At 71.8% G+C, this 25,142-nt stretch carries 31 protein-coding genes; 13 read left to right on the forward strand and 18 right to left on the reverse strand.

What is annotated here, in order from left to right; genetic code table 11:
* Positions 1-150: 150 nt before the first annotated feature.
* From DFJ66_RS04600 to DFJ66_RS04610, 3 genes are all read left to right on the forward strand, one after another.
* The gene (locus tag DFJ66_RS04600) at positions 151-1,770 is read left to right on the forward strand and encodes a fatty acyl-AMP ligase (RefSeq protein ID WP_170199136.1); all 1,620 of its coding nucleotides are present in this window, start codon (positions 151-153) and stop codon (positions 1,768-1,770) included.
* Complete coding sequence (locus DFJ66_RS04605; protein ID WP_121218246.1) at positions 1,767-3,485, forward strand: fatty acyl-AMP ligase; 1,719 nt, start codon at positions 1,767-1,769, stop codon at positions 3,483-3,485. The genes DFJ66_RS04600 and DFJ66_RS04605 overlap by 4 nt, the downstream gene beginning before the upstream one ends.
* 84 nt (positions 3,486-3,569) lie before the next feature.
* Positions 3,570-3,962, forward strand: coding sequence for a hypothetical protein (locus tag DFJ66_RS04610; RefSeq protein WP_121218248.1), 393 nt, complete (start codon positions 3,570-3,572; stop codon positions 3,960-3,962).
* A 59-nt stretch (positions 3,963-4,021) separates the two neighbouring features.
* On the opposite strand, the gene DFJ66_RS04615 is transcribed toward DFJ66_RS04610, so the two are convergent.
* A complete protein-coding gene (locus DFJ66_RS04615; RefSeq protein ID WP_121218250.1) occupies positions 4,022-4,201 on the reverse strand; it encodes a hypothetical protein in 180 nt (59 codons plus the stop codon).
* A 134-nt stretch (positions 4,202-4,335) separates the two neighbouring features.
* Positions 4,336-4,977, reverse strand: coding sequence for a TetR/AcrR family transcriptional regulator (locus tag DFJ66_RS04620; protein WP_121230660.1), 642 nt, complete (start codon positions 4,975-4,977; stop codon positions 4,336-4,338).
* 87 nt (positions 4,978-5,064) lie between these two features.
* Between DFJ66_RS04620 and DFJ66_RS04625 the strand changes: the two genes are divergently transcribed.
* Positions 5,065-6,204: an epoxide hydrolase family protein gene (locus DFJ66_RS04625; protein ID WP_121218252.1), complete on the forward strand. Its 1,140-nt coding sequence runs from the start codon at positions 5,065-5,067 to the stop codon at positions 6,202-6,204.
* Here DFJ66_RS04625 and DFJ66_RS04630 read toward each other — a convergent pair.
* The gene (locus DFJ66_RS04630) at positions 6,186-7,175 is read right to left on the reverse strand and encodes an RNA polymerase subunit sigma-70 (protein WP_121218254.1); all 990 of its coding nucleotides are present in this window, start codon (positions 7,173-7,175) and stop codon (positions 6,186-6,188) included. The genes DFJ66_RS04625 and DFJ66_RS04630 overlap by 19 nt on opposite strands.
* Before the next feature lie 63 nt (positions 7,176-7,238).
* Here DFJ66_RS04630 and DFJ66_RS04635 point away from each other — a divergent pair, with 63 nt between their 5' ends.
* A complete protein-coding gene (locus DFJ66_RS04635) occupies positions 7,239-7,601 on the forward strand; it encodes a nuclear transport factor 2 family protein (RefSeq protein ID WP_121230662.1) in 363 nt (120 codons plus the stop codon).
* Positions 7,602-7,744: 143 nt separating this feature from the next.
* On the opposite strand, the gene DFJ66_RS44880 is transcribed toward DFJ66_RS04635, so the two are convergent.
* Positions 7,745-8,887, reverse strand: a complete 1,143-nt coding sequence (locus DFJ66_RS44880) for a cellulose-binding domain-containing protein (RefSeq protein WP_121218256.1) — start codon at positions 8,885-8,887, stop codon at positions 7,745-7,747.
* Positions 8,888-9,114: 227 nt separating this feature from the next.
* On the opposite strand from DFJ66_RS44880, the gene DFJ66_RS04645 reads away from it, so the two are divergent.
* Positions 9,115-10,851 (forward strand): PLP-dependent aminotransferase family protein, encoded by a 1,737-nt coding sequence (locus DFJ66_RS04645; RefSeq protein WP_121218258.1) that lies wholly within the window; start codon positions 9,115-9,117, stop codon positions 10,849-10,851.
* Position 10,852: 1 nt separating this feature from the next.
* On the opposite strand, the gene DFJ66_RS04650 is transcribed toward DFJ66_RS04645, so the two are convergent.
* The gene (locus DFJ66_RS04650; protein WP_121218260.1) at positions 10,853-11,818 is read right to left on the reverse strand and encodes a TerC/Alx family metal homeostasis membrane protein; all 966 of its coding nucleotides are present in this window, start codon (positions 11,816-11,818) and stop codon (positions 10,853-10,855) included.
* Between the two features lie 325 nt (positions 11,819-12,143).
* Between DFJ66_RS04650 and DFJ66_RS04655 the strand changes: the two genes are divergently transcribed.
* On the forward strand, positions 12,144-12,596 hold the full coding sequence (locus DFJ66_RS04655; RefSeq protein WP_121218262.1) for a hypothetical protein: 453 nt from the start codon (positions 12,144-12,146) through the stop codon (positions 12,594-12,596).
* Between the two features lie 59 nt (positions 12,597-12,655).
* Here the strand turns inward: DFJ66_RS04655 and DFJ66_RS04660 are convergent, their stop codons facing one another.
* From DFJ66_RS04660 to DFJ66_RS04700, 9 genes are all read right to left on the reverse strand, one after another.
* Positions 12,656-13,042 (reverse strand): VOC family protein, encoded by a 387-nt coding sequence (locus DFJ66_RS04660; protein WP_121218264.1) that lies wholly within the window; start codon positions 13,040-13,042, stop codon positions 12,656-12,658.
* Complete coding sequence (locus tag DFJ66_RS04665; RefSeq protein ID WP_121218266.1) at positions 13,039-13,332, reverse strand: ArsR/SmtB family transcription factor; 294 nt, start codon at positions 13,330-13,332, stop codon at positions 13,039-13,041. Before DFJ66_RS04665 ends, DFJ66_RS04660 begins: the two co-directional genes overlap by 4 nt.
* 397 nt (positions 13,333-13,729) lie before the next feature.
* On the reverse strand, positions 13,730-14,083 hold the full coding sequence (locus DFJ66_RS04670; protein ID WP_121218268.1) for a DUF6223 family protein: 354 nt from the start codon (positions 14,081-14,083) through the stop codon (positions 13,730-13,732).
* Between the two features lie 145 nt (positions 14,084-14,228).
* Positions 14,229-14,507, reverse strand: a complete 279-nt coding sequence (locus tag DFJ66_RS04675; RefSeq protein WP_121218270.1) for a hypothetical protein — start codon at positions 14,505-14,507, stop codon at positions 14,229-14,231.
* Positions 14,508-14,522: 15 nt separating this feature from the next.
* A complete protein-coding gene (locus DFJ66_RS04680; protein ID WP_121218272.1) occupies positions 14,523-15,164 on the reverse strand; it encodes a hypothetical protein in 642 nt (213 codons plus the stop codon).
* Positions 15,157-15,657: a WXG100-like domain-containing protein gene (locus DFJ66_RS04685; RefSeq protein ID WP_121218274.1), complete on the reverse strand. Its 501-nt coding sequence runs from the start codon at positions 15,655-15,657 to the stop codon at positions 15,157-15,159. Before DFJ66_RS04685 ends, DFJ66_RS04680 begins: the two co-directional genes overlap by 8 nt.
* The gene (locus DFJ66_RS04690) at positions 15,654-15,983 is read right to left on the reverse strand and encodes a hypothetical protein (RefSeq protein WP_121218276.1); all 330 of its coding nucleotides are present in this window, start codon (positions 15,981-15,983) and stop codon (positions 15,654-15,656) included. The genes DFJ66_RS04685 and DFJ66_RS04690 overlap by 4 nt, the downstream gene beginning before the upstream one ends.
* 13 nt (positions 15,984-15,996) lie before the next feature.
* Positions 15,997-16,827, reverse strand: a complete 831-nt coding sequence (locus DFJ66_RS04695; protein ID WP_121218278.1) for a hypothetical protein — start codon at positions 16,825-16,827, stop codon at positions 15,997-15,999.
* Positions 16,828-16,913: 86 nt separating this feature from the next.
* Positions 16,914-17,672: an SDR family oxidoreductase gene (locus DFJ66_RS04700; protein WP_121218280.1), complete on the reverse strand. Its 759-nt coding sequence runs from the start codon at positions 17,670-17,672 to the stop codon at positions 16,914-16,916.
* A gap of 110 nt (positions 17,673-17,782) precedes the next feature.
* Here DFJ66_RS04700 and DFJ66_RS04705 point away from each other — a divergent pair, with 110 nt between their 5' ends.
* Together DFJ66_RS04705 and DFJ66_RS04710 are read left to right on the forward strand one after the other, a co-directional pair.
* Complete coding sequence (locus DFJ66_RS04705; RefSeq protein WP_211350972.1) at positions 17,783-18,424, forward strand: TOPRIM nucleotidyl transferase/hydrolase domain-containing protein; 642 nt, start codon at positions 17,783-17,785, stop codon at positions 18,422-18,424.
* A 159-nt stretch (positions 18,425-18,583) separates the two neighbouring features.
* On the forward strand, positions 18,584-19,318 hold the full coding sequence (locus DFJ66_RS04710) for a lytic polysaccharide monooxygenase (RefSeq protein ID WP_121218282.1): 735 nt from the start codon (positions 18,584-18,586) through the stop codon (positions 19,316-19,318).
* 25 nt (positions 19,319-19,343) lie between these two features.
* Here DFJ66_RS04710 and DFJ66_RS04715 read toward each other — a convergent pair whose 3' ends face one another.
* Positions 19,344-19,835, reverse strand: coding sequence for a cupin domain-containing protein (locus DFJ66_RS04715; protein WP_121218285.1), 492 nt, complete (start codon positions 19,833-19,835; stop codon positions 19,344-19,346).
* A gap of 114 nt (positions 19,836-19,949) precedes the next feature.
* Between DFJ66_RS04715 and DFJ66_RS04720 the strand changes: the two genes are divergently transcribed.
* On the forward strand, positions 19,950-21,002 hold the full coding sequence (locus DFJ66_RS04720; protein WP_147459174.1) for a hypothetical protein: 1,053 nt from the start codon (positions 19,950-19,952) through the stop codon (positions 21,000-21,002).
* A 26-nt stretch (positions 21,003-21,028) separates the two neighbouring features.
* On the opposite strand, the gene DFJ66_RS04725 is transcribed toward DFJ66_RS04720, so the two are convergent.
* Positions 21,029-21,865 carry an SDR family NAD(P)-dependent oxidoreductase gene (locus DFJ66_RS04725; RefSeq protein WP_121218289.1) on the reverse strand — a complete coding sequence of 279 codons (837 nt, stop codon included), beginning with the start codon at positions 21,863-21,865 and terminating at the stop codon, positions 21,029-21,031.
* 128 nt (positions 21,866-21,993) lie between these two features.
* Between DFJ66_RS04725 and DFJ66_RS04730 the strand changes: the two genes are divergently transcribed.
* Positions 21,994-22,845 carry a helix-turn-helix domain-containing GNAT family N-acetyltransferase gene (locus DFJ66_RS04730; protein WP_121230666.1) on the forward strand — a complete coding sequence of 284 codons (852 nt, stop codon included), beginning with the start codon at positions 21,994-21,996 and terminating at the stop codon, positions 22,843-22,845.
* On the opposite strand, the gene DFJ66_RS04735 is transcribed toward DFJ66_RS04730, so the two are convergent.
* Positions 22,846-23,529 (reverse strand): flavin reductase family protein, encoded by a 684-nt coding sequence (locus DFJ66_RS04735; protein ID WP_121230668.1) that lies wholly within the window; start codon positions 23,527-23,529, stop codon positions 22,846-22,848. It lies immediately after the preceding gene.
* Between the two features lie 98 nt (positions 23,530-23,627).
* Between DFJ66_RS04735 and DFJ66_RS04740 the strand changes: the two genes are divergently transcribed.
* Together DFJ66_RS04740 and DFJ66_RS04745 are read left to right on the forward strand one after the other, a co-directional pair.
* A complete protein-coding gene (locus tag DFJ66_RS04740) occupies positions 23,628-23,942 on the forward strand; it encodes an ArsR/SmtB family transcription factor (RefSeq protein WP_121218291.1) in 315 nt (104 codons plus the stop codon).
* Positions 23,943-24,004: 62 nt separating this feature from the next.
* Positions 24,005-24,715, forward strand: coding sequence for a GAF and ANTAR domain-containing protein (locus tag DFJ66_RS04745; protein ID WP_121218293.1), 711 nt, complete (start codon positions 24,005-24,007; stop codon positions 24,713-24,715).
* A gap of 4 nt (positions 24,716-24,719) precedes the next feature.
* Here the strand turns inward: DFJ66_RS04745 and DFJ66_RS04750 are convergent, their stop codons facing one another.
* On the reverse strand, positions 24,720-25,100 hold the full coding sequence (locus tag DFJ66_RS04750) for an STAS domain-containing protein (RefSeq protein WP_121218295.1): 381 nt from the start codon (positions 25,098-25,100) through the stop codon (positions 24,720-24,722).
* Positions 25,101-25,142 lie beyond the last annotated feature (42 nt).

Genomic DNA, 25,142 nt, shown 5'->3' on the forward strand with positions numbered 1-25,142 from the left:
TCCCTTTCCTCGAACGACCTCGACGAACCCCGAGCGAACCTCGGCGGAATGCAGGCAAGCACGCGGCGGCGCGGTTCCGAATCGGTCGCGCGGCCGATTCGGCGCGCACCCCGGGCCGCCTAGCTTCCGGTGCCGGGGAAAAGGAGGTCAGTGTTGCCAGTAGTCGACGTCAAGACCGTCGTGGAACTGCTCCGGCACCAGGCGCGGCGCATTCCCGACCGGCGTTCCCACGTGTTCCTGGACGGCGGCGGCGAGGAAGCCGCCGCCCTCACCTTCGGCGAACTCGACCGGCGGGCGAGGGCGGTCGCCGCCGAGCTCGGCGACCTCGTGCCGCCCGGCTCGTGCGCCGTGCTCAGCTACCCGCCGGGACTGGATTTCCTGCCCGCGTTCTTCGGCTGCCTGTACGCCGGGGTCGTCGCCGTGCCCGCGCCCGCGACGCGCCGCACCCACGGCGACGCCCGGCTGGAGCGGCTCGCCGCGATCATCGCCGACGCCCGGCCCGACTGCGTGCTGTCCACCTCGCACCACCTCGCCGGCCGCTACCTCGCCGACCGGGCGCTGGCGACCGACCTGGTGGACCCGGCCGCCGCCAACCGGTGGACGCCCGTCCCGATGACACCGGACACGACCGCCTACCTCCAGTACACCTCGGGCACGACCAAGGCCCCCAAAGGTGTCGTGCTCACCCACGACAACGTCCTGGGCAACCTGTCCCTGATCAACCGCACCGGGGAACACGGGGACGCGCCCACGGTGACCTGGCTGCCCCTGTTCCACGACATGGGCCTGATCGGCGGTGTCCTGCGCCCGCTGCACCTGGGCCACACGTCGGTGCTCATGGCGCCGCACGTGTTCGCCCGCTCCCCCGTCACCTGGCTGCGGGCCCTGGACCGCTACCGCGCCGAGGTCGCCGCCGCCCCGAGCCTCGGCTACGACCTGTGCGTCCGGCGGGTCACCGAGGCGCAGCGCGACGGCCTCGACCTCAGCCGCCTGCGCATCGCGGTGATCAGCGACGAGCCGCTGCGCGAGGCGACGATCGACGCCTTCGCCCGCCGCTTCGCGCCCAGCGGGTTCCGCCGGGACGCGTTCCTGCCCAGCTACGGCCTGGCCGAGTCCACCGTGCTGGTCAGCGGCGGCCCACTGGACGGCGAGCCGGTGGTGACCGCGTTCGACACCGACGCGCTGGCCCGGGGCCTGGTGCGGACGGCCGGGCCCGGCGCGCGGGCACGCCGGCTCGTGGCGTGCGGCGCGCCGGACCCGTCGCTCACCGTCGTGGTCACCGACCCGGACGGCAGGCCCACCGACGACGTCGGCGAGATCCGCGTCTCCGGACCCAGCGTGGGCCTGGGCTACTGGCGCCGGCCCGTCGAGTCGCGCGCCACCTTCGAGTCCACAGTGGACGGATATCCGGGACGGCGGTTCCTGCGCACCGGGAACCTCGGCTTCCTCCACGACGGCCTGCTGCACGTGCTGTGCCGCACCGAGGACCTGATCACCGTCGACGGCCGCGCGCACCTGCCCTACGACCTGGAGGAGGCCGTGGTCGCCGCCGACCCGGCCATCCGCGCGGCCTGCGCGTTCACCGACCCCGAGGGCCGGGTCGTCGTGCTCGCCGAGACCCGGGAGGACGTGTCGGTCACCGTGCCCGGCGTCGACCTGGTCGTCCCGGTCCGGCCCGGCACCCTGCGCCACACCACCAGCGGCAAGCTGCGCCGCGCCGACAGCCGGGCGGCGTGGCTGTCCGCCCGCGAGGAGAGGACCGGCCGATGAGCCACCCCGTGCGCCTGCCCGGCACCGACGTGCCGCTGACCACCCTGGTCGACCTGTGCCGGGCGCGGGCGACCGCCGAGCCGGACCGGCCGGCGTTCCGCCACCACCCCGAGGGCACGACGCTGACCCTGGGCGAGTTCGACGCCCGCGCCCGCGCGCTGGCCGTGCGGCTGGCCGCGACCACCCCACCCGGGTCGCGGGCGCTGCTCGCGTTCGCCCCCGGCGTGCACTTCGCCGTCGCGCTGGCGGGGTGCTTCTACGCGGGCGTGATCGCCGTGCCGGTGCCGTCCCTGGCCGGGCCGGGCGCCCGCGCGGAGTCGGTGGTGGGCAACGCGCGGCCCACCGTCGTGCTGTCCACGGCCGGTGAGCTCGCCGAACTGGCCGAGGCCGCCTTGGGCGACCTGGTGCCGATCGGCGTGGACGAGGTGGACCCGCGCACCGCCGACCGCTGGCGGCGTCCGCCGATCGGCCCGGAGTCCGTCGCCTACCTCCAGTACTCGTCGGGTTCGACGGGGGTGCCCAAGGGCGTCACCCTCACCCACGCCAACGTGCTGCACAACCTCGCCCTCATCCACCAGGCCACCAGCCGCCCGTCGGACGGCGAGGGCGTGCCCCGGCCGACGTCGCTGCTGTGGCTGCCGCAGCACTACAACATGGGCCTGATCGGCAGCGTGCTGGAACCGCTGTTCTCCGGCCACGACGTGGTCACGATGGCCGCGTCCCGGTTCGTGCGCAGCCCCTACTCCTGGTTGCGCGCCCTGTCCGACATCGGGCGAGTCGACACCGCCGCGCCGAACTTCGCACTGGAGCTGGCCGCCCGGCGGGTCACCGACGCGCAGCGGGCGACGCTGGACCTCAGCGGCGTGGAGATGCTGCTGATCGGCGGCGAACCCGTGCGCGCCTCGACGCTGGACCGCTTCCACGACACCTTCGCCGGCACCGGCCTGCGCCGCGACGCCCTCGTGCCCGGCTACGGCCTGGCCGAGTCGACCGTGCTGGTCACCGCCGCCCAGCTGGGCGACGGCCCGGTGGTGCTGCGCGTGGACCGGGACGCCCTGGCCGCCGGCCTGGCCCGACCGGTGCCGCCGGGCACGAACGGCCGCCGCCTGGTCAGCTCCGGACCGGTGCCGCCGTCGGTCGCCGTGGTCACGGTGGACCCGGCGACCGGGCAGCCGTGCGCGGACGGTCGGATCGGCGAGATCCACGTGTCCGGCCCCAGCGTCGGCGCGGGGTACTGGAACGCCGAGCCGGACCTGTCCGACGTGTTCCACACCGTGCTGCCCGACCACCCCGGACGGCGGTTCCTGCGCACGGGCGACCTCGGCTTCCGCTACGACGGCGAGCTGTTCGTCACCGGCCGGGCGAAGGAGGTGATCATCATCGCGGGCACCAACCACTACCCGCACGACATCGAGACCACGGTCGAGGGCGCGCACCCGGCGGTCCGCGAGGGCGGCGTGTGCGCGCTGGGCGTGGACGACGGGAGCCGCGAGCAGCTGGTCGTGCTCGCGGAGGTGGTGCCGGAGTCCACAGTGGACGCGTCGCGCCTGGCGCAGACCATCCGGCGGGCGGTGCACGTCGAACACGGGCTCCAGGTGCACCGGGTCGAACTGCTGTGCCCGGGGTCGCTGCCCTACACCGTCAACGGCAAGCTGCGCCGCGCCGACTGCCTCAAGGCCCACCTGTCCGGCGCCCTGCCGCGCTGGAAACCCTGATTACCGCACAATGGCACTCCCGCTGGGCCGGCGCTGCCACCATGATTGGTCAAGCGACACCTCCACCGAGCGGAAGGCCGCCCCATGACGACCACCACCCCTGCCACCCGCGGCACCGGCCGCAAGCTGGCGCGTTTCGTCGGGCACTACCTGGAGATGGTCGTCGCCATGCTCGTCGGGATGATGGTGCTCGGCATGCTGTGGCCCGCGTCCTGGACCGCCCAGGTCGAGGTCGGGGCGCTGCTGATGGCCACGGACATGACGGTCGCGATGGTGCTGTGGATGTGGATCCGGAAGCACTCGTGGCCGCGGCTGCTGGAGATGGCCGCCGCGATGTACGTGCCGTTCGTGGCGTTGTTCGTGCCGTACTGGTTGGGCGTGCTGTCCGGTGAGGCGCTGATGGTGGCGGCCCACGTGATCATGTTCCCGCTGATGCTGGCCGCCATGGTGTGGCGTCGCGCCGACTACTGGCACTGAGCCGGACGTGTGGCAGCCCCCGGCTCTCGCGGGCCGGGGGCTGCCACGTCACGACCGCGTCAGCCGCCGATCCCGCCACCGAGCAGCGGGGAGATGAGCTGGGTCACCGGCGCGAGCAGGTTGCCGGCGCCGGGAAGCCCGCCCGTCGGGAGACCACCCGCGGGGGCCGCGTTGGCGACCGGGGCGGCGAGGAGGAGGGCGGCGGCCGTCGCGACGACGAGCTTGCCAACAGTGCGCATGGGAACTCCGAACCATGGTTGCTTTTCCGAACAACCGACGATGTTGGCCTTGACCGCCCGCGAGCGCGACCCCAACCGCGAAGGTCAACACTTCCGTGTGACACGAGCCCGGCCGGTAAGTCCACAAAGGACTGTCAGGGGCGCTGCTGCCAGCGCCAGGCGAAGTCGGTGCCGTTCGGAGGTGGTCCGGGCAGGTCGGGCGCGCCCGACTGGCCCAGGCTCTCCACCATCATCGCCAGCACGCGCCGCCGCAGCTCCCGCGTGCGCCCGGCGTCCGGGACGCGGATCGCGGCACAGCCCTCCAGGACCAGACCAAGGTCTTCGACGACGGCATCCGCCCGCAGCCGTCCCGACTGTCGCGCCCGGTCGACCAGGTCCTGGGCCAGCCCCGCGGCGCGCTGGGAGTCCTCGAACATCTCCGGCGTCGGGGTGAACGTGCCGGCCAGGTGCACGGTCAACGAGTGCACATCGGCCTCCACCACCCGCTCCAGGAACCGCGTGAACCCCGCCCACGCGTCGGCCTCCTCCAACGCCGCCTCGGCCTCGGCGATGTAGTGGCGCAGGCCGTCGTGGCACAGCCGCCGCAGCATGTCCTCCTTGCCCGGGTAACGCCGGTACAGGGCGCTGATCCCCACGCCCGCGCGCTTGGCCACGGCCGCGACCGGCGCTTTCGGGTCGGCCAGGAAGACCTCGCGGGCCGCGTCGAGGATCACCTGGTCGTTCTGGGCCGCTTGGCGGCGGCGACCGGGCAGGCCGGTCTCGGTGGGTGACGACATGGTCACCAGACTAGCACTTGGAACGGATCGTTCCGCTCTGCTACAGTGAAGGGGAACAAAGCGTTCCGTTCCACTGGAGGGGTCACCATGACGAACACCGAGATCCGCCCGTTCCGCGTCGAGGTTCCGCAGGCCAAGCTGGACGACCTGGCCGACCGCCTGCGCCGGGCGCTGTGGCCGGCGGAGCTGCCGGGCGTCGGTGACGCGTACGGGGTGCCCGGCGACCGGGTCCGCTCCCTCGCCCAGTACTGGCTGGAGGAGTTCGACTGGCGGGCCTTCGAGGCGAAGCTCAACGCCCACCCGCAGTTCGTCACCGAGATCGACGGCGAGGACATCCACTTCCTGCACGTCCGCTCGTCCCGCCCGGACGCCACGCCGCTGATCCTCACCCACGGGTGGCCCGGCACGGTCGTCGAGTACCTGGACGTCATCGCCCCGCTGACCGAGCCCGCCGCCGACCAGCCCGCCTTCCACGTCGTCATCCCGTCGCTGCCCGGCTTCGGCTTCTCCGGCCCCACCCGCAGCACCGGCTGGAACCGCTACCGCACCGCCCGCGCCTGGGTCGAGCTCATGCACCGCCTGGGCTACGAGCGCTACGGCGCGGTCGGCAACGACGGCGGCTCGATGATCTCCCCCGAGATCGGTCGCCTGGACACCGAGCGGGTCATCGGCGTGCACGTCACCCAGATCTTCTCGTTCCCCTCGGGCGACCCGGCCGAGTTCGCCGACCTGAGCGAGGCGGACATGGCCGCGCTCGGGCACCTCCAGTGGTTCATGGACAACAAGTTCTCGTTCAACCAGGTGCACAGCCAGCAGCCGCAGACCCTGGCCTACGCCCTCACCGACTCCCCCATCGGCCTGCTCGGCTGGAACGCGCAGCTGTTCGGCGAGAGCCTGGACCCGGAGTTCGTGATCGCGAACGTGGCGATCCACTGGCTGACCGGCACCGCCGGCTCGGCGATCCGCTTCTACTACGAGGACGCCCACACCACCGACCACCCGACCGAGCCGACCACCACCCCGACCGGCCTGGCGATGTTCGCCGGCGACTTCCAGTCCATCCGCCGCTTCGCCGACCGCGACCACAAGAACATCGTCAGCTGGAACTCGTACGACACCTCGACCGGCAAGGGCGGCGCGAACGACGCGGCCGGCCACTACGCGGCCCACGAGGCGCCGGAGGTCCTGGTCGCCGACATCCGCCAGTTCTACGCGCAGCTCATCTGATCAGGCAGCCCGAAGTGGTCGAAGACGGCATCGTCGTGGAAGCGCGTGACCCGACCGATGCCGTCTTCGACCAGCGTGAGCACGACCAGCCCGGCGCGGTGAGCGGTCACCGCGCCGGGCTCGCCGTGGTAGCAGGCGAAAGCCGGTTGGGTGTTCGCGCGGGTCGGGACCAGGTGGACCGTGCGGGCCCCGCGCCAGCCGAAGCTCACGCGCAGGAACTCGGCGATCGCCGGCCCGTGGTACTCGTGCGGCGCGGGCGGCATGGCCAGCCAGGCTTCGTCGCTGAGCAGCGCCACGACGCCGGCCACGTCCCCGGCGGTGAACGCGTCGGCGAACTTCCGGGTCAGCGCCTGTTCCTCCGCCGAGCCGGGAGCCGGCCGCCGGTCGGCGCTGTCGGAGCCGGCGCGGTGGCGGTCGAGGGTGGCGCGGGCGCGTTGCAGGGCGCCCTTGACGGCGGTCTCGGTGGTGCCGAGCATCGACGCGACCTCCGCCGCCGGGTAGCCCAGCACGTCCCGCAGCACCAGGGTGGCGGCCTGTCGGGGCGGCAGCAGCTGCAACCCGGTGATGAAGGCCAGCTCGACCGCCTCCCGACCGTCGTACCGCGCCTCCGGCCCGGGAGCCGGGTCCACCACGGACTCCGGGTAGGGCTGCAACCACGTCACGTCCCCGCGCCGCGTCGGCTCGGGCGGCACGAACGGCGGCACCGGCTCGGGCGGCCGACGACGGCCGTTGTCCCGCAACACGTTCAGGCACCGGTTGGTGGCGATGCGGTAGAGCCAGGTCCGCACGGACGCGCGCCCCTCGAACCCCGCGACACCGCGCCACGCGGCCAGCAGCACCTCCTGCACGGCGTCCTCGGCGTCGGTCACCGAGCCCAGCAGGCGGTAGCAGTGCAGCCGCAACTCCTCGCGGTGCGGCTGCACGAGGTCGCGGAAGGCGCCGGCGTCGCCCGCCTGCGCCCGTTGGAGCAACGTCACGCCGACATCGTGCCACCGGACCGTTCCGTTCTCGCGGCGATCGGTGTCGGTACGGGCATGACTGCACAAGACACCGCACTCGCGTACTTCAGGGCGTGGACCGGCAAGGACTTCGACAAGGCCATGACCTACATCGCCGACGACATCGTCTGCGACGCCCCGCCCGGCCGCATCGAGGGCGCCGAGGCGTTCCGCGCCTTCATGGGTCCGTTCGCCGGCACCGTCGAGGACTCCGCGCTGCTCGCGGCCTTCGGCGACGACACCACGGCCGTGTTGGTCTACGACACGAAGACCGCCCTGGTGCCCAGTGCGCCCGGAGCCGAGTACGTGACCGTTCAGGACGGGAGGATCACGCACATGCGCATCATCTTCGACCGTGCACCCTTCGAGGCGGCACGGGCGCGGGCGTCGCGCGACTGATCGAGATGGGGCACCGCGGGCCGGACTCGCCGAGGTCCGGCCCGCGGTGGCTCGACCCGCCGTGGCTCGCCAGGCGGAGGCTGGAGCCCGCCGCGGTCCGGCGGGCGGTGGCTGGAGCCCGCCGTGGTCCGGCGGGCAGGTGCTCAGCAGGCGATCGGCTGGGGGCCGAAGGCCACGTCGTCGTACCAGAGGGTGTCCGCGCCGTCGCCGTAGCTCTCCCAGCCCAGCCGGATGTCGACCGGGTTCGGGCGCCACCCGGCGCGGGCCAGCCACTGCTGGTCGACGTCCGGCGTCGGGGTGCCGTCGACCTGGAGGCCGGCGACGTCCTGGCCGTTCAACGCCGTGCGCAGCTTGCCGGTCGAGTCCACCGTGAACTGGACGCAGTTCCACGACCCGGTTGGCAGCGGCTTGCTCATCGCCACGCCCTGCGGGCTCTGCGCGGGCAGGGTGGCGTCGTCGGACTCGCGGTTCCACTGCAACGCCTGGTTCTGGCCGCCCATGCGCAGGTCCTTGCCGTTGTCGGCGGTGTCCTTGAGGGCCATGAACGTGACGTGCGCGGAGGGCAGCGGGGTGGTGTGGCGGACGTAGAAGCGGCCGTGCACCGTGCCGCCGGGCAGGGTGGTGCCGAGGAAGATGTGGTTGCAGTAGCTCGCCTTGCCGTCCACGCGGACCGACTTGGACCCACCGTGCGCCACCGTGCTGTCGATGGTGACCGTGCTCTGCCCGGTGCAGTTGGCCGCTCCGATGCTCCACGGTGCACCCGGGGTGCCGTTGTGCGCTTCGAAGTCGTCGCACACGGTCGCGCCGGAGCACGTGGGCGGCGGCGTGTCCGTGGTGGTGGTGGTCGTTGTCGTCGTGGTGGTCGTGGTGGTGGTAGTGGTCGTGGTGACGTCCCCATTGCACCGCACGCCGTTGAGCGTGAAGTCGGTGGGCGTGGCGTTCGTGCCCGAGTAGGTGGCCTGGAAGCCGAACTGGACGCTCGCGCCGGTGCCGAGCGAGCCGTTCCACGAGGCGTTCCGGGCGGTCACCTGGTTCCCGGTCTGGGTGACGGTCGCGTTCCAGCCGCTGGTCACGGCCTGGTTGCCGGGGAACGTCCAGGTCAGCGTCCACGCGCTGACCGGCGCGGCGTTGTTGGTGACCTTGACGTTGGCCGTGAAGCCGGTGGACCACTGGTTGGGCACGTAGTCCACGGCGCAGACGGGCGCGGCGCGCACCGCCGTCCCGCCGAGCACCACCAGTCCAGCCGTCGTGAGTAGCGCGGCGATCGCCGCCAGTGCAGCGCGCACAACAACCCCTTCGTCGTCGTGACTGCCTTGGACATCATTCTGGGAGCGTTCCCAGACACCGACTGTAACGATGTAGTCACCCGAGCGGAAGAGGGTCGGCGCCTGCCGGCCGCCGATCACGCCGTGCGACCGCCCGCTGCGGCACCCAGGTGACGCGGCGACACGGTCCAGCGAACTCCCCGACCACGGCGGACCGCCGCCGACCGGCCCGTGCCAGGGTCGGCCGTGTGGACGGCAGCGAACCCACCGACAAGGACTTCGTGATCCCCGCCGAAGGGCTGACCGCGCAGCAGCGCAAACGCGCGCTCACCCTCCTGGAGACCCACCTGGTCGGCAAGCACGAGCACATGATCGGCTTCCAGGGCAACCAGGACCTGGGCAACGCCCAGCCGGACCTGGCCCGGTTCCTGGACTTCCACCTCAACAACGTCGGCGACCCGTTCCAGCAGGGCAACTACCAGCCCAACACCAAGGTCGTCGAACGCGCGGTCCTCGACCGGTACGCCGCCCTCTGGCGCGCCGACTGGCCCTACGACGCCGACAACCCCGACAGCTACTGGGGCTACGTGCTCACGATGGGCTCCACCGAGGGCAACCTCTACGCCCTGGCCTCCGCCCGCGACTACCTGTCCGGCCGCAAGCTGATCGGCGAGCCCGGCGGCGGGTCCGAGCAGATGGTGTACGTGCAGGCCGCCCCACCCGCACTTTCGGGTCAAGCACCCGCGAACGGCGTGCCGGCGGCCCGCAACGGCGACTCCCCCACCGCCGACCCGCGCAACGCCTACCGGCCCGTGGCCTTCTACTCCGAGGACACCCACTACTCGGTGATCAAGGCCGTGCGGACGCTGGCGATCGACACCTTCGGCGCGGTCGGCACCACCGAGTACCCCGGCCAGTGCCCGATCGGCGACCGGTGGCCGCTGGAGGTGCCGTCCAAGGGCGGCCCGGACGGCAGCGGCGAGATCGACGTGGACGAGCTGGAGGCGCTCGTCCGCTTCTTCGCCGAGCGCGGGCACCCGATCCTGCTGCTGCTCAACTTCGGCACCACCTTCAAAGGCGCGTACGACAACGTCGAGAAGGTCGCCACCCGCCTGGTCCCGATCTTCCGGCAGCACGGCCTGCTGGAGCGCGAGATCGAGTTCGAACCCGGCCACACCGACCGCAGGCGCGGGTTCTGGGTGCACGTGGACGGCGCGCTGGGCGCGGGCATCATGCCGTTCCTGCGCCACGCCGCCGAGGAGGACCCGCACAGCGAGCTGCACCTGGCGCTGCGGCGCGAGCTCAAGGGCAAGGTCCCGGAGTTCGACTTCGGGCTGCGCGTCGAGGGCGTGGACGTCGTCGGCTCGCTGGTGATGAGCGGGCACAAGTGGGCCGGGGCGCCGTTCCCGTGCGGGGTGTTCATGACCAAGAACAAGTTCCGGGTGGAACCGGCGGCCACGCCCGCGTACACCGGGTCGCCGGACACGACGTTCGCCGGGTCGCGCAACGGCCTCTCACCGCTGGTGTTGTGGAACTACCTGGCGTCCCGGTCGGTCCGCGGCCACGCCACCGCCGCCGTCGCGGCCCTGCGCCGGACCCGGTACCTGGAAAGTTCGTTGCGGGAGCTGGAGGACCGGCTGGACCGCGAGGACCGGCTGCCCGAGGGCGGCCTGTTCGTGGACCGCAGCCCGATGGCGCTGACCGTCCGGTTCCGGCGGCCCAACGACGAGGTCATCGCCAAGTGGTCGTTGTCGTGCCAACCCATGTACACCAACGCGGGCGAGTTGCGGCAGTACGCGCACGTGTTCGCGATGCCGTCGTTGACCGAGGAGAAGATCGACCTGTTCATGGAGGACCTGTTCGCCGAGGGCGCGTTCGACCGCCCTGAGCTCCCGCGCCCCGAGCCGAAGTCCGCCGCGACCGCCTTCGCGGCGGACGTCCACCCGCTGGCCCTGGTCCCGACCGTCGGCCGGGGTTTCCAGTAGCTCACTTCGCGCGCGAGGTCGCACGCAGGCTGGTCACCGTGACGACCGCGAGGGTCAGGAGGATGATCGCCAGCGAAACCGGCGTGGGCACCTCGGGCACGGCGGGCCAGATGCCGTGCGCCCAGTGCAGCACCAGCTTCACGCCGATGAAGGCGAGGATGATCGCGAGCCCGTGGTTGAGGTGCACGAGCTTGGCCAAGGCCGCGTGCAGCACGAAGTACAGGGCGCGCAAGCCCAGCAGCGCGAAGGCGTTGGTGGCGAACACCAGGTACGGGTCCTCGGTGATGCCGTACACGGCGGGCACCGAGTCCACCGCGAACACCACGTCCGTGGCGAACACCGCCACCACCACGACGGCCAACGGCGTCAGCGCGCGCCGCCCGCCCTCGCGGACGACCAGCTTGGTGCCGCGGTAGTCGTCGGTGACCGGCATCAGCTTGCGCAGCAACCGGACCGACCGCATGCGGGAGACGTCCACTTCGGACCCGGAGTGCTGGACGACCTTGATCGCCGACAGGAACAGCACGATCCCGAACACCAGGAACGCCCACGTGCCCGCCGACAGCAGCGCCGCGCCGGCCGCGATGAACACGCCCCGCAGCACGAGCGCGCCGACGATCCCGTAGAGCAGCACCCGCTGCTGCACCGCCGCGGGCACGGCGAACGCGCCCAGCAGCAGCATGAAGACGAACAGGTTGTCCACCGACAGGGACTTCTCGACCACGAACCCGGTCAGGAACTCCATCGCCCGGCCGCTGCCCGCGTCCCACCACAGCCACAGCCCGAACAGCACGGGCAGCGCCAGGTAGAACACCGACCACGCCGCCGCTTCGCGCAGCGACACCTCGTGCGGGCGGCGGGTGACGGCGAAGTCGGCGACCAGCAGCCCGACCAGCACCACCAGGCTGATCGCCCACAACCCCGGGGACCCGACGGACTCGGTCAGGGCGAGCTGCGAACCGGGCACAGGACCTCCTCGAACACCGCGTGTCCGAGGTCTCCTTCACCCCGTGCCGGGGCGGCCCGCCGAGGACACCGTGGGATGTCCGTAGTGACCGGTCGGGCGCTTGGGAAGTACTCCCCTCGGCAGCCAGCGTACCACGTCGGTAAAGGGTTGGTAAAACCCGTCGATAGTCCACTGTAGACCGCCCGGTACCCCCATGCCACACGAGATCACCGGCGCGCAAGGAAGTCCGACTGTGACGGTCGACGCGCCCGAACGGCGGTAGGTGGCCCGGTCGCGCTCTGGGCAGACTCGAGAGGTCCAGACCAATACTGGAAGGGGAGGCCCAGTGCGGAACTTCCGCAAGCACACCGTCCGGACCCTCGCGGCCGTGGCGGCCGCCGCCGGCGCGCTGACCGCCGCCGGGGTGCCGGCGAACGCGACTCCGGGAGGGGTGCCGGCGAATGCGGCCCCGGCCGCGGTGCCGGCGTCTGCGGCCCTGGCTGCGGGCTGTGTGACCACCGACATCCACCTCGACCCCGCCGCGCGCGAGGCCGGGTGGACCGTCGAGTGCACCGACCGCCGGTACGTCTTCGTCGACGTCACCGTGTTCGCCGGGGGTGTGGCGGACAGCAACCCGTCCGAGGCGCGGTGGGTCGACGCCGGGGACACCTGGCAGGACCTGAACGTCTACCCGCAGACCACGCCGGCGATCGACCACCTGTGCGTCCACATCGTCACCTACGTGGACCCGACCAACCCGTTCGAGCAGCCGCAAGCCATCGGGCACAAGTGCATCTGACCCGGTGAACGTCCCGTGACGCGGTCGCGGCCCCGGTGTGCGCACACCGGGGCCGCGGCTCACTTGTACTGCAGCAGCTGGATCAGGTTGCCGCACGTGTCGTCCAGCACGGCCGTGACGACCGGACCGGACTCCAGCGGCTGCTGGGTGAACCGCACGCCGAGCCCGGTCAGCCGGTCGTACTCGGCCTGGAGGTCGGTCACGGCGAAGGACGCGGCCGGGATGCCGTCCTCGACCAGGGCGTCCTTGTAGGGCTTGACGGCGGGGTGGCTGCTCGGTTCGAGCAGGAGCTCGGTGCCGTCGGGTTCCTCGGGCGAGACCACGGTCAGCCAGCGGTCGGTGCCCAGCGGGACGTCGTGCTTGGTCACGAAGCCGAGCACGTCGGTGTAGAACGCGTGCGCCTTGGCCTGGTCGTCGACGAAGACGCTGGTCAGGTGGATCCTCATGGGGTGCCCTCCGGCGGTTGCGGCCTGAGCCACCGCGTCACGATGTGCTCAAGCGGTCGGGTGTCGAGGTCGTGGAACTTGTAGCGGCCTTCGCGACGCGACCGGACCAGCCCGGCGGCCTCCAGCACGGCGAGGTGCTGGCTGACCGCCTGCCGGGTCAGGCCGAGCTGGTGCTTGGACACCAGCCGGGCGCAGATCTCGAACAGCGTCTGGCCGTCGCGTTCCACCAGCTCGTCGAGGATGCGCCGACGGTTGGCGTCGGCCAGGGCCTTGAACAGCTCCTCCTCCACACCGCCACCATAGGCAAGTGGCTACTTGCCTGACAAGTCGGACCACCCGACCGTGTCGCGGGCGTCTCAAGATCAAAAGATGAAAAGATGAAAAGCTCACAAGCGGCGCTCGCCGCGCGGCAGGCCGCCAGCGGGGGGTGAAGGGCGTCGGTTCCCCCGCCGTATGGCCTGGCGGAGCCAACCACAGATCGCCCCGGGTGCCGCTGAAATTTTTGCTCGTTCCTCGCAAAATTTTCGGCTGCACCCGGGGCGATCTGTGGTAGCCCTTCGGGCAGGCCATACGGCGGGGGAACCGAGGCCCTCCACCTGTGGTGGTCACCACCGCGGAGAAGCGCGCTGCGCGCGCCGGAGCTGGGTTTAGTGCGAGGCCTGCGCGAGGTGGCTCGCTCGACACTGCTTAGCCGCGTACGGCGGCGCGCCGGGAGCGTGACAGGGTGAGCCAGCCCAGGCCGAGTGCGGCCACGCCGATCAGGACCGAGAAGACGCCGCCGACGATCCCGTACCCGGTGCCCGGACCGCCCTTGGCCGCCGTGACGACGTACACCCCCAGGGCCAGGCCGATCGCGCCCGTCCCCAAGGACGTGAAAGCGGTTCGGGAGCCGCCGGCCTTGCGCACCCGGGACACGATCCCCACGACCAGGCCGATCAACCCGAACCCCATCCCGACCAACGACCACGCGCGGCCGGGGGTCAGGGTGTAGGAGTCGGTCGACTGGGCCAGGAACTGGGCGGTGGTGGCGAGGTGGGACATGGGGTCCTCCCTTTCAACGACATCAACGATGTGATGCGTTGATCATGTCGCCGCTCAGTGCTCCGGTCGTTCCCCGCACGCAGACAATCGCGGCTGCCGCCGATGGTGCAGTGGAGGAGCGGACTACCGCGGGCGCAGTAGGGCGTCAGTGCCAGGGCTTCGTGCGCACCAGTTCCTCGTGCACCAGCTTGAGGAACGCCCTCACCTCGGCCTCCCCGTACGGCGGCTCCAGCTCCGCGGTCACCGGGTCGGGCTGGGCGAGGGCCTGGGCGATGGCCTTCTCGTAGGCCTCGGGGCCGTCGATGAAGTACTCGCGCGCGATCATGGCCTCCACCATGCTCGCCGCGACCTCCCGGTCCAGGCTCGGTGCCCGGAACAGGCCGTAGACCACGGCGTTGAGCTCGGCGCGGTGTTCAATGGTCATGGGTTCCTCACAACATCAGGCGAACAGGGGGCGGCCGCCGGGGTGCGGGCCCCGGAAATCCCAGATCGGCGGGCGGATGCCGTTGCGGCCGAACTCCTGGGCCAGGTTCGCCATGTGCTCCGGGCCCGGCTGGTAGTGGCCGCTCGCGGCGGTGGCGTAGTTGATGCGGCCGTTGCTGACCGACAGCTCGCCCGCCGCCGCGACGGGGTGGCCGCCCGCCAGGGACGAGTGGTGGAACTGGCCGGGCGCGTGGTGGTTGGACGCGTAGATGTTGCCGCGGCCGTCCATGACGAAGATCGCCCGCCCGCCGCCCCACGCCGACGTGCCCTGCTGGGTGTCGTACAGGGAGCCGTCGCGGGCTCGGCGCAGGTTGCCCTGGCCGTCGATGAACACGCGGTGCGCCTCGCGCTGGGCGTCGTCCAGGCGCGCGACCTGCCGGCCGGGGAACGGGTTGTTCGGGTGGTGCGGGTCGGTCTCGTGCCGGTACTTGTCCAGCATGGGTTTCTGCCGGGGGTACCGGGGTGTGGTGTGCGGTCCGGGGGTGCCGGGTGCGTGGTGCGGCCGATGTGGTCCGCCGTGGCCGCCGGCGCGCTTGCCCTTGCGCAGCCAGTTCAGGATCGGCTTGAAGATCCCGGCCCCGCCGCCGCGCCTAGCCATTGAGGACCGCGTTGATCGCGATGTCCAGGGCCTGGTCCAGCAGCAGCTTGGTGATCTGCCGGAAGATCGGGATCTCCAGCAGCGACGCGCCGAAGGTCGCCACGGCGGTCGCGATGGCCTGGGCGATCTCGATGGCCAGCACCACGAGCTGCGCGATGACCGCGACCTTCAACGCCACCAGCGCGCCCGCGCACACGTACAGGCCCGCGCCGACCATCGCCGCCGCCGTGGCACCGTCGTCGAGGTTCTTCTTGGGCGCGTCCGGACCGTCCCAGAAGGACTTGAACCGCTCGACGGCCTCGGCCTGGTTCTGCGTCCACACGGCTTCGGCCTGGCCGTGCGCCTCGCCCACCGACCCGCCGAGGCGGTCGCCGAAGGCGATCCACTCCCCCGCCATGTCGAAGATCTTGCCCTCGTCGCCCTCCGGCCACGAGAAGCCCAGGGTGTTGAGCAGGCCCGACAGCTCCGCGGGCAGCATGATCCCGGTGGTCACCGGGTGCCGTCCCCTCCCAGCGAGGTGAACAGGCTGTGGTTGGCCTGCTCGACGTTGACGTATTCGGCGCCCATCTCCACGAGCTTGCCGCCGGTCTCGGTCATCACGGCGGCGTTGTCCTCGAAGCTCTCCATCGCGGCCTCGGAGATGACGTCGTAGACCATCTGCATCGCGGAGCCCAGGTCGTCGCCGCCGAAAGGGTTGCCGTAGGAGGCGAGGCTCGCGCGGAAGGAGGCGATCTCGCCGGTCAGGCGCTCGGCCGTGCCGGTGAGCTGGTCCCCCGACCGGCCGATGGCCTCACCCGAGACGTTCAGGTGTCCGGACACTTCTCCCCCTTGCCTACGGCTCGCCGATGCTGCCCATGATGGAACGGAGCTTGGTGGTGTAGCCGCGCAACTGGTCCATGCTCTGCGTGCGCAACGACTCGGCCTGCGCGGTCAGGCGACCGAGGTCCGCCGTGGACGGACCGGGCGGGTTGGCGCGGCGCTGGGCGGTCCAGTCCTTCAGCGCGTTGTCGAGCGCTTGGCGGGCGCGGTCGTTGAACTGGCGGTTGGTCATGCCGGGCACCGCATGCGACAGCTCCACTGTGGACACCGTGCCGTTGGTCCCGAACGTCACCCAGACCTCGTGGTCCTCGTCGGACCCGGTGGCCGTGACCTGCGCGCCGGTCAGGCCGCCGAGCGAGTCGCGGGCGGTCCGCAGCACCTCGGCGGCCTCGGCGAACAGCGCGTCCACGCCGGTGGGCGACGGGTCGCCGTGCATGCCGGTCCGCTGCCCGACCTTGGTGATGACCTCGTCCACGGCCGTGCCGACCCGGCGCAGGAACGCGCTGCTCTGCTCGCCCACCTCCGCCAGCCGCCCCACCAGGGCGTCCAGGTCGGGCACGGGGTCCTCGGCGGTCGGCGCCACCGCGCGCGCCCTGGCCAGCGCGTCGTTGGCCGCGAGGGCGAGGTGGCGCTCCAGTTCGGACACCGCGACCTGCGCCGGCGACGGCCGCAGCGCCACGGCGGTGACCCGACCCGCCGCGACCGTCACCGCGACCACGTCGTCCGGCGATCTGCCGACGTGCTCGCCGTTGTCGGGCGGGAGCTGCCCCAGGTCGGCGTCTTCCTCCTCCAGAGCCTGCCGGTACTGCTGGAGCCGCTGCTCAGGGCTCGGTCGACCGTCCACTGTGCACCTCCCACGCGCTGTGGATTGCTGCCGAGCGTACTAGACCCGATACGCCGGGTAGCGGCTTTCGGCGATGTTCGGGAGGGTCACCAGGGCACGGGGCCGTCCGCGTTGAAGAACCCGCCGGTGGGGCCGTCCGCGGGCAGCGTGGCCAGCCGCACCACCACGGCCGCACCTTGAGCGGGGGTCAAGTGTCCGTTGTGGTCGTTGATGTCCGTGTCGACGTAGCCCGGGTCGGCGAGGTTGACCAGGACGCCCTCCTTGCGCAGTTCGTTGGCGTACTGGACGGTCAGGGCGTTGAGCGCGGCCTTGGAGGGCGTGTAGGCGGCGGACGCCGGAAGCCCCGCGAGCGGGCCGTCCGGGTCGGCGGCGATGGACAGCGACCCGGCGGCGCTGCTGAGGTTGACCACGCGCGGTGCCGGCGACCGACGCAGCAACGGCAGGAGGGCGTTGGTCACCGTGATCACCCCGAACACGTTGGTCTCGAACACCCGCCGGACCATGTCCACGTCGACGGTGCTCGGCACCTGGTCGAGGGCGGCCAACGGCGAGACCTGCCCCGATCCGGTGATGGCCGCGTTGTTGACCAACACGTCCAGGTGACCGAAACGCTCTTCGACCCACTTCGCCGCGTCGGCCACGGTCGCCGGATCGGTGACGTCCAGGACCACCGCGTGCACATCACCACCCGACGCGCGCAGGGCTTCGGCGGTCTCTTCGCCGCGCCCGGCGTCCCGTGCCCCGATCACGACGGTGAGGCCGAGGGCGGCGAGCTGCTCGGCGGTCGCCCGGCCGATGCCCTTGTTCGCCCCGGTGATCAGCGCCACGGTCCGGTGTTCTGCCATGTCTGGACTCCTCGTCCGTCAGGGGTAGGTCGCCCACAAGACGCCACAGGCTCGCCGTTTGTGACAAAACCGGGTGGCGGTCGCGTGCGGGGGTCGAGGACAGTGGACTGGTGCGGGCGGACGGTGACGATGTGTTGGCGGGGTACGTGAGCGGGCCCGCTGCCGCGACCGAGGCCACCGTTGCGGCGTTGGTGCGGGCCGAGGGTGCCCGGGTGGTGGTGTTGGTCGAAGGGGTGAGTGATCAGATCGCCGTCGAGACCCTGGCCGCCCGGCACGGCCGTGACCTGGCCGCCGAGCACGTCGTCGTGTTGCCGGTCGGGGGTGCGCATGGCACCGCCCGGTACCTGCGGCGGTTCGGGCCGCAGGGGGCGCGGCTGGTCGGGTTGTGCGACGCCGGTGAGGCGCACGTCGTCCAGAGGGCCCTGGCGATGGCCGGGCTGGGGGCGCCTGGCTCGCGGGCGGAGTTGGAAGAGCTGGGGTTCTTCGTGTGCGTCGAGGACCTGGAGGACGAACTCCTCCGCGCCGCCGGCCCCGAGCTGACCGCCGAAGTCCTCGCCGAGAACGGGGACCTCGCGGCGTTCCGCAAGATCCAGCGCCAGCCCGCCTGGCGGGGCAAGGACGAGACCGCGCAGCTGCGCCGCTTCCTCGGCGCGGGTGCGCGGCGCAAGCTCCGCTACGCCCGCCTGCTGACCGAGGCGATCCCTCCGGACCGGGTGCCGCGCCCACTCGCCGCCCTGCTCGCCACCCTCTGAACCCCACCCGACACGCCCGGTCGGAGCAGGTCGAGTGCCTCCTTGACGCCCCGGTCGGGTCCCGAATATGGTCTAGACCACTTGCCGAAACGGTCGCCGCGGATTCGGACCCTGCCCGGGGAGACCCCCTGGGGATCCAGGCGAACAGGAGCTGCACGGATGAGGTTCACACGCAAGCTCGCGGCGGTCTTGGCCGGCGTCGGCGTCGCGCCCTTCCTGGTGGTCGTGACGGCCGGACCGGCCAGCGCCCACGGCTACATCACCTCCCCGCCCAGCCGGCAGGCGAACTGCGCCGCCGGCAAGGTGCCCAACTGCGGGGACATCATCTACGAGCCGGCCAGCGTGGAAGGCCTGAAGGGCCAGTACAACTGCCACGGCGGCGACGCCCGCTGGGCACCGCTGAACGACGACAGCAAGCCGTGGCCCGCCGCGTCGGTCGGCGACACGGTCTCGTTCAACTGGCTGATCACCGCCAACCACGCCACGACCACGTGGCAGTACTTCGTCGGCGGCAGCAAGATCGCCGAGTTCAACGACCACGGCCGCCAGCCGGGCCGGACCGTCAAGCACGACGTCAGCCTGGGCGGGCGCACCGGTCGCATCAAGCTGCTCGCGGTGTGGAACATCGCCGACACCGCGATGGCCTTCTACAACTGCGTCGACCTCCAGGTCGACCAAGGCCCCGGCCCGACCACCACCACGACCCCGCCGACGACCACACCACCCACCACGACCACCACCCTGCCGCCGAGCGGCCCGTGGGCGGCGGGGGTGGCGTACCCGACGGGTGCGCAGGTCACCTACGGCGGCGCGGCCTACCGCTGCATCCAGGCCCACACGTCACTGGCCGGCTGGGAACCGCCGAACGTGCCGTCCCTCTGGCAACGCCTGTAGGCGGAAAACCGCCGAGCACGGCCGGTCAGGCCTCGTACTGGTCGTGCTCGGCGTACAGGCGCGTCCACTCCTCGGGCGTCAACTGCCGGCCCGACGCCACGATGTCCGCCAACTCCTCGAAGTACGCCTCACGCGGCGCGCCGGGCGTGAACAGGACGAGCATCGACGCCGGCGCGGCGGAGTTGTTGCTGAAAGCGTGGACGCCACCCGGTGGCACGTACAGGAAGTCGCCCGGGGTGGCGTCGATCCACCGGTCGCCGTCGAACAGCGACACGGTGCCTTCCAGCACGAAGAAGGACTCCGAGAAGGTCTTGTGGAAGTGCGCGCCGGGGCCGTTCGGGATCGCGGCCATGTCCCAGCGGTACAGGCCGAACTGCCCCTCGGTGGTGGCGCCGGTCGCCAGGTGGCCCACGCGCGACTTCACACCGATGGTGAGGTCGGGCGGGGTGGTGGCCGGGCGGAACACGGCGCTGAACTCACCCTGGTCGGCGAGGTAGCGGGCGGGTGGGTAGGACACGGGGACTCCATCGCGGGTTGTGCGGTCCGTCAAAGGCTAGGTGTCCGGAGTTGCCCGGCGTCAGCGCCAATCACGAGCGCGCTGGTTGGGCCAATCGCGCACGAAGGGGTCAGCGTGGAAGGAACACACCGCACGAAGTCGGGGCAGCGCCGAGGAGGTCTCCGCAAGGTCTTGATCGCGGCGATCTCCCTGGCACTGCTCGGGGTCGCCGCACCGGAGGCCACCGCCGCCACCAGCGTCAGCTTCACCCCGCAGACCGTGTTGGGACCGGGGGTGCCCACGGACGGCTCCAGCGACCAGAACGTCGTCGCGCTCGGCTCGGTCTCCCTCACCGTCTCCGCCACCCAGACCGTGTACGTGGTGTCGGTGCTGCGGGCCAACAGCGCGACCGTCCGCACCCTGGTGGACAACGAGGTCGTGTGCAAGTGGGCCGGCGGCAGCAAGAACATGGTGGTGGGCCAGAACGTCTACCAGCAGGGCAGCGGCAGCCCGCAGTGGGAGGACATCTCCCTGACCACGCGCTACCTGGTGCACCCCGGCGTGGCCGGCGTCCTGACCTGCACCACCTACATCCGGACCGCGTCGCTGGGGTACGCCGACTCCACGGTCCGGCTGGTCAGCGGCTCGCTGCGGTTCGCCGACACCTCGGTCGACGGCACCACCTCCGGTGAGCCGATCCAGGCCAGCGTCCCGCCCGGACTGCTCCACGTCGACGCCACGACCCCGATCGTGCGCGAGCCGTCGATCCCGTTCTTCACCACCGCACCCGGTTTCACCGGTCTGAGCGTGTTCGGCGACACCGAGTACATGGTGTGCCACCCCGGCGTCACCTGCGACAAGACGGGGTCGTCCACCGCCCGGTTCACGCTGTTCGTCAACCAGTGGAAGGCGGACGGCACCCTCTGCCACACCGACTCGTCGGCCACCGTCACCAAGACCGTGCCCTACTGGGTCCACCACATCTACGTGCCGCTGAACAAGCCGGACTTCCCGGTCCGCACCGACTCCGGCTGCATCCCCCGCTTCAACACCTACGTGCTGGTGCAGTGGCTGTCCGGTGAAACGGGGGCCGTGCAGGGCACCGCCGTGGGCCTCACCGACTCGCGCGGCTCGACGTCGAAGCACAACTCCGACATGAGCCACGCCTACGCGGTCCCGTACGTGTAAGGACCAGTCCGGAGGCCCACGGGGGTTCACTTGCTCCCGTGGGCCTCCGCCGACAGGTCCTGCCAGTCCGCCCACGTCTTGAGCCGGTCCGCGTAGGCCTGCTGGATCATCGAGTAGAAGCCCTGCCCGAACAGCACCCTCAGCGGCGGGTTGTCCGAGTCCACGAGCTTGAGCAGGGCCTGCGCGGCGGCGAGCGGGTCGCCGGCGGGCTGCTTGCCCGCGATCGCACCCAGGCGGGCGCGCAGACCGTCGTACTCCGGGCGGGTCCGGGACATGTGGCCGTTGGCCAGCGGGTCGGGGTTCTTGCCGTCGCGGGTGGCGAACCCGCCGGGCTCGACCACGGTCACCTTGATGCCGAAGTCGGCCACCTCCTGGGCCAGGGACTCGTTCAGCGCCTCCACGGCCCACTTGGACACGTGGTACGCGCCGCCGAGCGGCATCGCGATGAGCCCGGCCGCCGACGACAGCTGGACGATGTGCCCCGACCCCTGCTCGCGCAGGTGCGGCAGGACGGCCTGGATGACCCACACCGCGCCGAACAGGTTGGTCTCCAGCTGGTCGCGCAGCTCCTGCTCGGACAGCTCCTCGACCGCGCCGATCTGCGCGTACCCGGCGTTGTTGACCACGACGTCGAGCCGGCCGAAGTGCTCGTGCGCCTTCCGCACGGCCTCGAAGACGGCGGCCTTGTCGGTCACGTCCACCGCCAGGGGCAGCACGGCGTCGCCGTAGGTCGCGACCAGCTCACCGAAGCTCGCCGTGCTGCGGGCGGTGGCGGCCACCTTGTCGCCGCGGGACAGGGCGGCCTCGACGAAGCAGCGGCCCAGACCGCGGGACGAACCGGTGACGAACCAGACCTTGCTCATGGGACTTCCTCCGTTGCCGTGTGCTTGTTCGACCTCCAGACACCACGGCCCCGACCTGTCGTGACACGTCGTGATCCACGTCACCACCATCGACGGACGTCGATCGAGCGCCGGCTATGATGGGCGGCATGACGACGCTGACGCCGACCACCGGCCTCCCGGTCGAGGACGCGACGACCTACGCCCGGTGGTTCGCGTGCCTCGCCGACCCGACCCGGGTGCGCCTGCTGCACGCCGTCGCCGTCCACCCCGGCGAGATCGCGGTGGGCCCGTTGGCCGAGGCGATCGGCGTCAGCCAGCCCACCTGCTCGCACCACCTGCGCAAGCTCGCCGACACCGGGTTCGTGCGGCTGCGCAAGGAGGGCACCCAGACGCTCGTGTCGGTCAACCCGGCGTGCTGCACCGGCCTGCCGCACGCCGCCGACGCCGTCATGGGCACCGTGGTGACCCGCCCGTGCTGCCCGACCGACCTGCCCGCCGACGTCACCGTCCGCGCGATGACCGAGGACGACTGGACCGACGTGCGGCGCATCTACGGCGAGGGCATCGCCACCCGCAACGCCACCTTCGAGACCGAGACCCCCAGCCGCCGCACGCTGGACGCGAAGTGGCTGCCCGACCACCGCTGGGTCGCCGAGGTCGACGGCGCGGTCGCCGGGTGGGCCGCCGCCACCCCGGTCTCGGCCCGCGAGTGCTACGCCGGCGTCGCCGAGACCTCCGTCTACGTCGGCGAGGGGGCGCGCGGGCGGGGTGTCGGCAAGGCGTTGCTGCACAAGCAGGTCACCGCCGCCGACACCGCCGGCCTGTGGACGTTGCAGACCGCGATCTTCCCCGAGAACCGCGCCAGCATCGCCCTGCACCACTCGGCGGGCTTCCGCACGGTCGGCGTTCGCGAGCGCATCGCGCAGCACTACGGCGTGTGGCGCGACACCGTACTGCTGGAACGCCGTGCGGAGTCCGCCTCGGACTGCCCCTGCTGATCACACCCTGGTCGGGACGGCCCTCGCCCGGTCGATGTCCGGGCCCCGGTAGAGGCGCTCCGGGATGGACGCCAGGGTCGAGGGGTGCACCTGCGGGCCCAGGCCGTAGAACTTCTGGAAGCTCATGATCAGCGGGCGCCAGGCGTCCGGGTCGATGTGGTCCTCGGTGCCGGCCAGCCGGATGTCCTCGTGCACGAACACCCGCTGCACCCGCACCTCCACGGCGACGATCGACCCCCGCTGGCTCTCGTCGGCCTCCGCCACCGGGTGCACCGCCTCGACCACCACCTCCATCGCCACCGGGCACTCGGCGACCCGCGGCGGCGTGACGGTCTCGGACGGGACGGGGGTCAGGCCGGCGCGTCCGAACTTGTCGGCGACGTGGAAGTAGCCGCGCCGCAGCTTGCCCGGCGGGACGGGGTCCGAGCCGGTGGTCAGCGCGAGCCGGTCCACCGCCGGGGCCAGCGCGTCCGAGGGCAGGTTGAGCACGCCTTCGCCGGTGCGCAGCAGGTTGCGGGTGGTCTGCGACTTGGCGCTGATGCCGAGCACCGCGCGCCAGCCCAGCCAGAACGCCGACGAGATCGGGGCCAGGTTGGGCGTGCCGTCCTCGTTCTCGCTGGAGACCAGCACGACCGGCGTGCCGAAGTACAGGATGCCGGGCTCGATCCGCTGGTGCGCGGGCATTTCCTCGTCCACACCCCCAGTCTGGTGATCCACCCGGGACGGTCGCCGGCGGGATTCGGCCGTCACGACCCTTGTCGAACAGGGCTAACGTGGCCCGCGTGCGCTCGATCCCGCAGCCCGCACCGGCGTCCCTGACCCTCACGACGGTCCTGCACGCCCTGGGCGACCCGGTCCGCCTGGAGCTGGTCCGCCGCGCCCAGGCCACCCCGGAGTCGACGTGCGACGCCCTGGCGGAGGGCTTGGACGTGCCGGTGCCCACCCTGTCCGACCACTGGCGGATCCTGCGCGAGGCGGGCGTCATCACCATCACCGCCGACGGCCGCCACCGCCGCGCCCGAGTGCGCGCGGAAGACCTGGACGACCGCTTCCCCGGCCTCCTGGCCGCCGTCCTCCGGCCGGGCGAGCCCCGATAGGCGTTGGCGTTCCGGCGGTGGTGGGTAACCACCCAGGACACGCCACAGGACGGAGTGCAGTCATGGCCGACCACGCGGCAGCCGGTCCGGATCTGGCCACCCACCTGACCGGGATCGCGCGCATGCTCCAGGGCCAGAACGGTGAGCAGGAGACGATGGACGCGATCGTGCGGTCGGCCGTCGGCACCGTGCCCGGGGCCGAGCACGCGGGCATCATGACGGTGCTGGGCAGGCAGGAGGTCCGGACCGTCGCCACCACCGGTGAGCTGCCGTGCGCGGTGGACCAGGCGCAGTTCGACGTCGGCGAGGGGCCGTGCCTGCGGGCGTTGTTCGACGAGAAGGTCGTGTCGGTGCCCGACCTCGCCCGGGACCCGCGCTGGCCTGCGTTCGCGGCGCGGGCGGTGCAGCTCGACGTGGGGAGCATGTTGTCGTTCCAGCTGTTCGTGCAGGACGACGACCTGGGCGCGCTCAACCTCTACGCCGCGCGGACGCACGCGTTCGACGAGGAGTCCGAGCACGTGGGCGGGCTGTTCGCCGGTCACGCCGCGATCGCGCTGGCCACCGCCCAGCAGCGCGACCACCTGGGTGAGGCGGTGCGCACGCGGGACCTGATCGGGCAGGCCAAGGGCATCCTGATGGAACGCCACAAGCTGACCGCCGACCAGGCGTTCGCGGTGCTGGCGCGGGCCAGCCAGCTCACCAACACCAAGTTGCGGGACATCGCCGAACGGCTCACCCAGACCGGTGAACTGCCTGCCCGACCGGGTGACTGAAAGGTCAGGTCGTGGCGAGCCGGACGGCGGCCAGGGCCTCGTCCAGGCCGGGGTGCACCGGCAGGACCTGCTCGACCCGAGCCGCCAGCAGCGGGCGCAGCACGCTCCGGTTGTCCGCGACCACCGCGAACGCGACCCCGAGCCGCCGGGCCGCGTGCTGGGTGTTGACCAGCACCGCGATGCCGATCGAGCCCAGGAACGCCACCCCGCGCAGGTCGAGCACCAGCCCCGTCGGGCGGCTCTCCGCCAGCGCGCCGAGGGCGCTCGCCAACTCCTGGTAGGACGCCATGTCCACCACGCCGACGACCGCCGCCACCGCGACGCCGTCCGGCGACGTGTCCGTGCGGACGAGGTGGGTCGGCTGCTGTTCGGCGATGTTCGTCATGGCGGTCCTTCGGGCGGTGTCACCTCGGCGTACCCGCTGGAC

The organism is Saccharothrix variisporea (genome assembly GCF_003634995.1).
Lineage (GTDB): Bacteria > Actinomycetota > Actinomycetes > Mycobacteriales > Pseudonocardiaceae > Actinosynnema > Actinosynnema variisporeum.

What these genes read in the sequence shown, in the direction of transcription:
- DFJ66_RS04605 (WP_121218246.1), top strand. Translation starts at nt 1,767, where the DNA reads ATGAGCCACCCCGTGCGCCTGCCCGGCACCGACGTGCCGCTGACCACC.
- DFJ66_RS04610 (WP_121218248.1), top strand. Translation starts at nt 3,570, where the DNA reads ATGACGACCACCACCCCTGCCACCCGCGGCACCGGCCGCAAGCTGGCG.
- DFJ66_RS04615 (WP_121218250.1), bottom strand. Translation starts at nt 4,201, where the DNA reads ATGCGCACTGTTGGCAAGCTCGTCGTCGCGACGGCCGCCGCCCTCCTC.
- DFJ66_RS04620 (WP_121230660.1), bottom strand. Translation starts at nt 4,977, where the DNA reads ATGTCGTCACCCACCGAGACCGGCCTGCCCGGTCGCCGCCGCCAAGCG.
- DFJ66_RS04625 (WP_121218252.1), top strand. Translation starts at nt 5,065, where the DNA reads ATGACGAACACCGAGATCCGCCCGTTCCGCGTCGAGGTTCCGCAGGCC.
- DFJ66_RS04635 (WP_121230662.1), top strand. Translation starts at nt 7,239, where the DNA reads ATGACTGCACAAGACACCGCACTCGCGTACTTCAGGGCGTGGACCGGC.
- DFJ66_RS04660 (WP_121218264.1), bottom strand. Translation starts at nt 13,042, where the DNA reads ATGAGGATCCACCTGACCAGCGTCTTCGTCGACGACCAGGCCAAGGCG.
- DFJ66_RS04670 (WP_121218268.1), bottom strand. Translation starts at nt 14,083, where the DNA reads ATGTCCCACCTCGCCACCACCGCCCAGTTCCTGGCCCAGTCGACCGAC.
- DFJ66_RS04675 (WP_121218270.1), bottom strand. Translation starts at nt 14,507, where the DNA reads ATGACCATTGAACACCGCGCCGAGCTCAACGCCGTGGTCTACGGCCTG.
- DFJ66_RS04680 (WP_121218272.1), bottom strand. Translation starts at nt 15,164, where the DNA reads ATGGCTAGGCGCGGCGGCGGGGCCGGGATCTTCAAGCCGATCCTGAAC.
- DFJ66_RS04700 (WP_121218280.1), bottom strand. Translation starts at nt 17,672, where the DNA reads ATGGCAGAACACCGGACCGTGGCGCTGATCACCGGGGCGAACAAGGGC.
- DFJ66_RS04710 (WP_121218282.1), top strand. Translation starts at nt 18,584, where the DNA reads ATGAGGTTCACACGCAAGCTCGCGGCGGTCTTGGCCGGCGTCGGCGTC.
- DFJ66_RS04725 (WP_121218289.1), bottom strand. Translation starts at nt 21,865, where the DNA reads ATGAGCAAGGTCTGGTTCGTCACCGGTTCGTCCCGCGGTCTGGGCCGC.
- DFJ66_RS04730 (WP_121230666.1), top strand. Translation starts at nt 21,994, where the DNA reads ATGACGACGCTGACGCCGACCACCGGCCTCCCGGTCGAGGACGCGACG.
- DFJ66_RS04735 (WP_121230668.1), bottom strand. Translation starts at nt 23,529, where the DNA reads ATGCCCGCGCACCAGCGGATCGAGCCCGGCATCCTGTACTTCGGCACG.
- DFJ66_RS04745 (WP_121218293.1), top strand. Translation starts at nt 24,005, where the DNA reads ATGGCCGACCACGCGGCAGCCGGTCCGGATCTGGCCACCCACCTGACC.
- DFJ66_RS04750 (WP_121218295.1), bottom strand. Translation starts at nt 25,100, where the DNA reads ATGACGAACATCGCCGAACAGCAGCCGACCCACCTCGTCCGCACGGAC.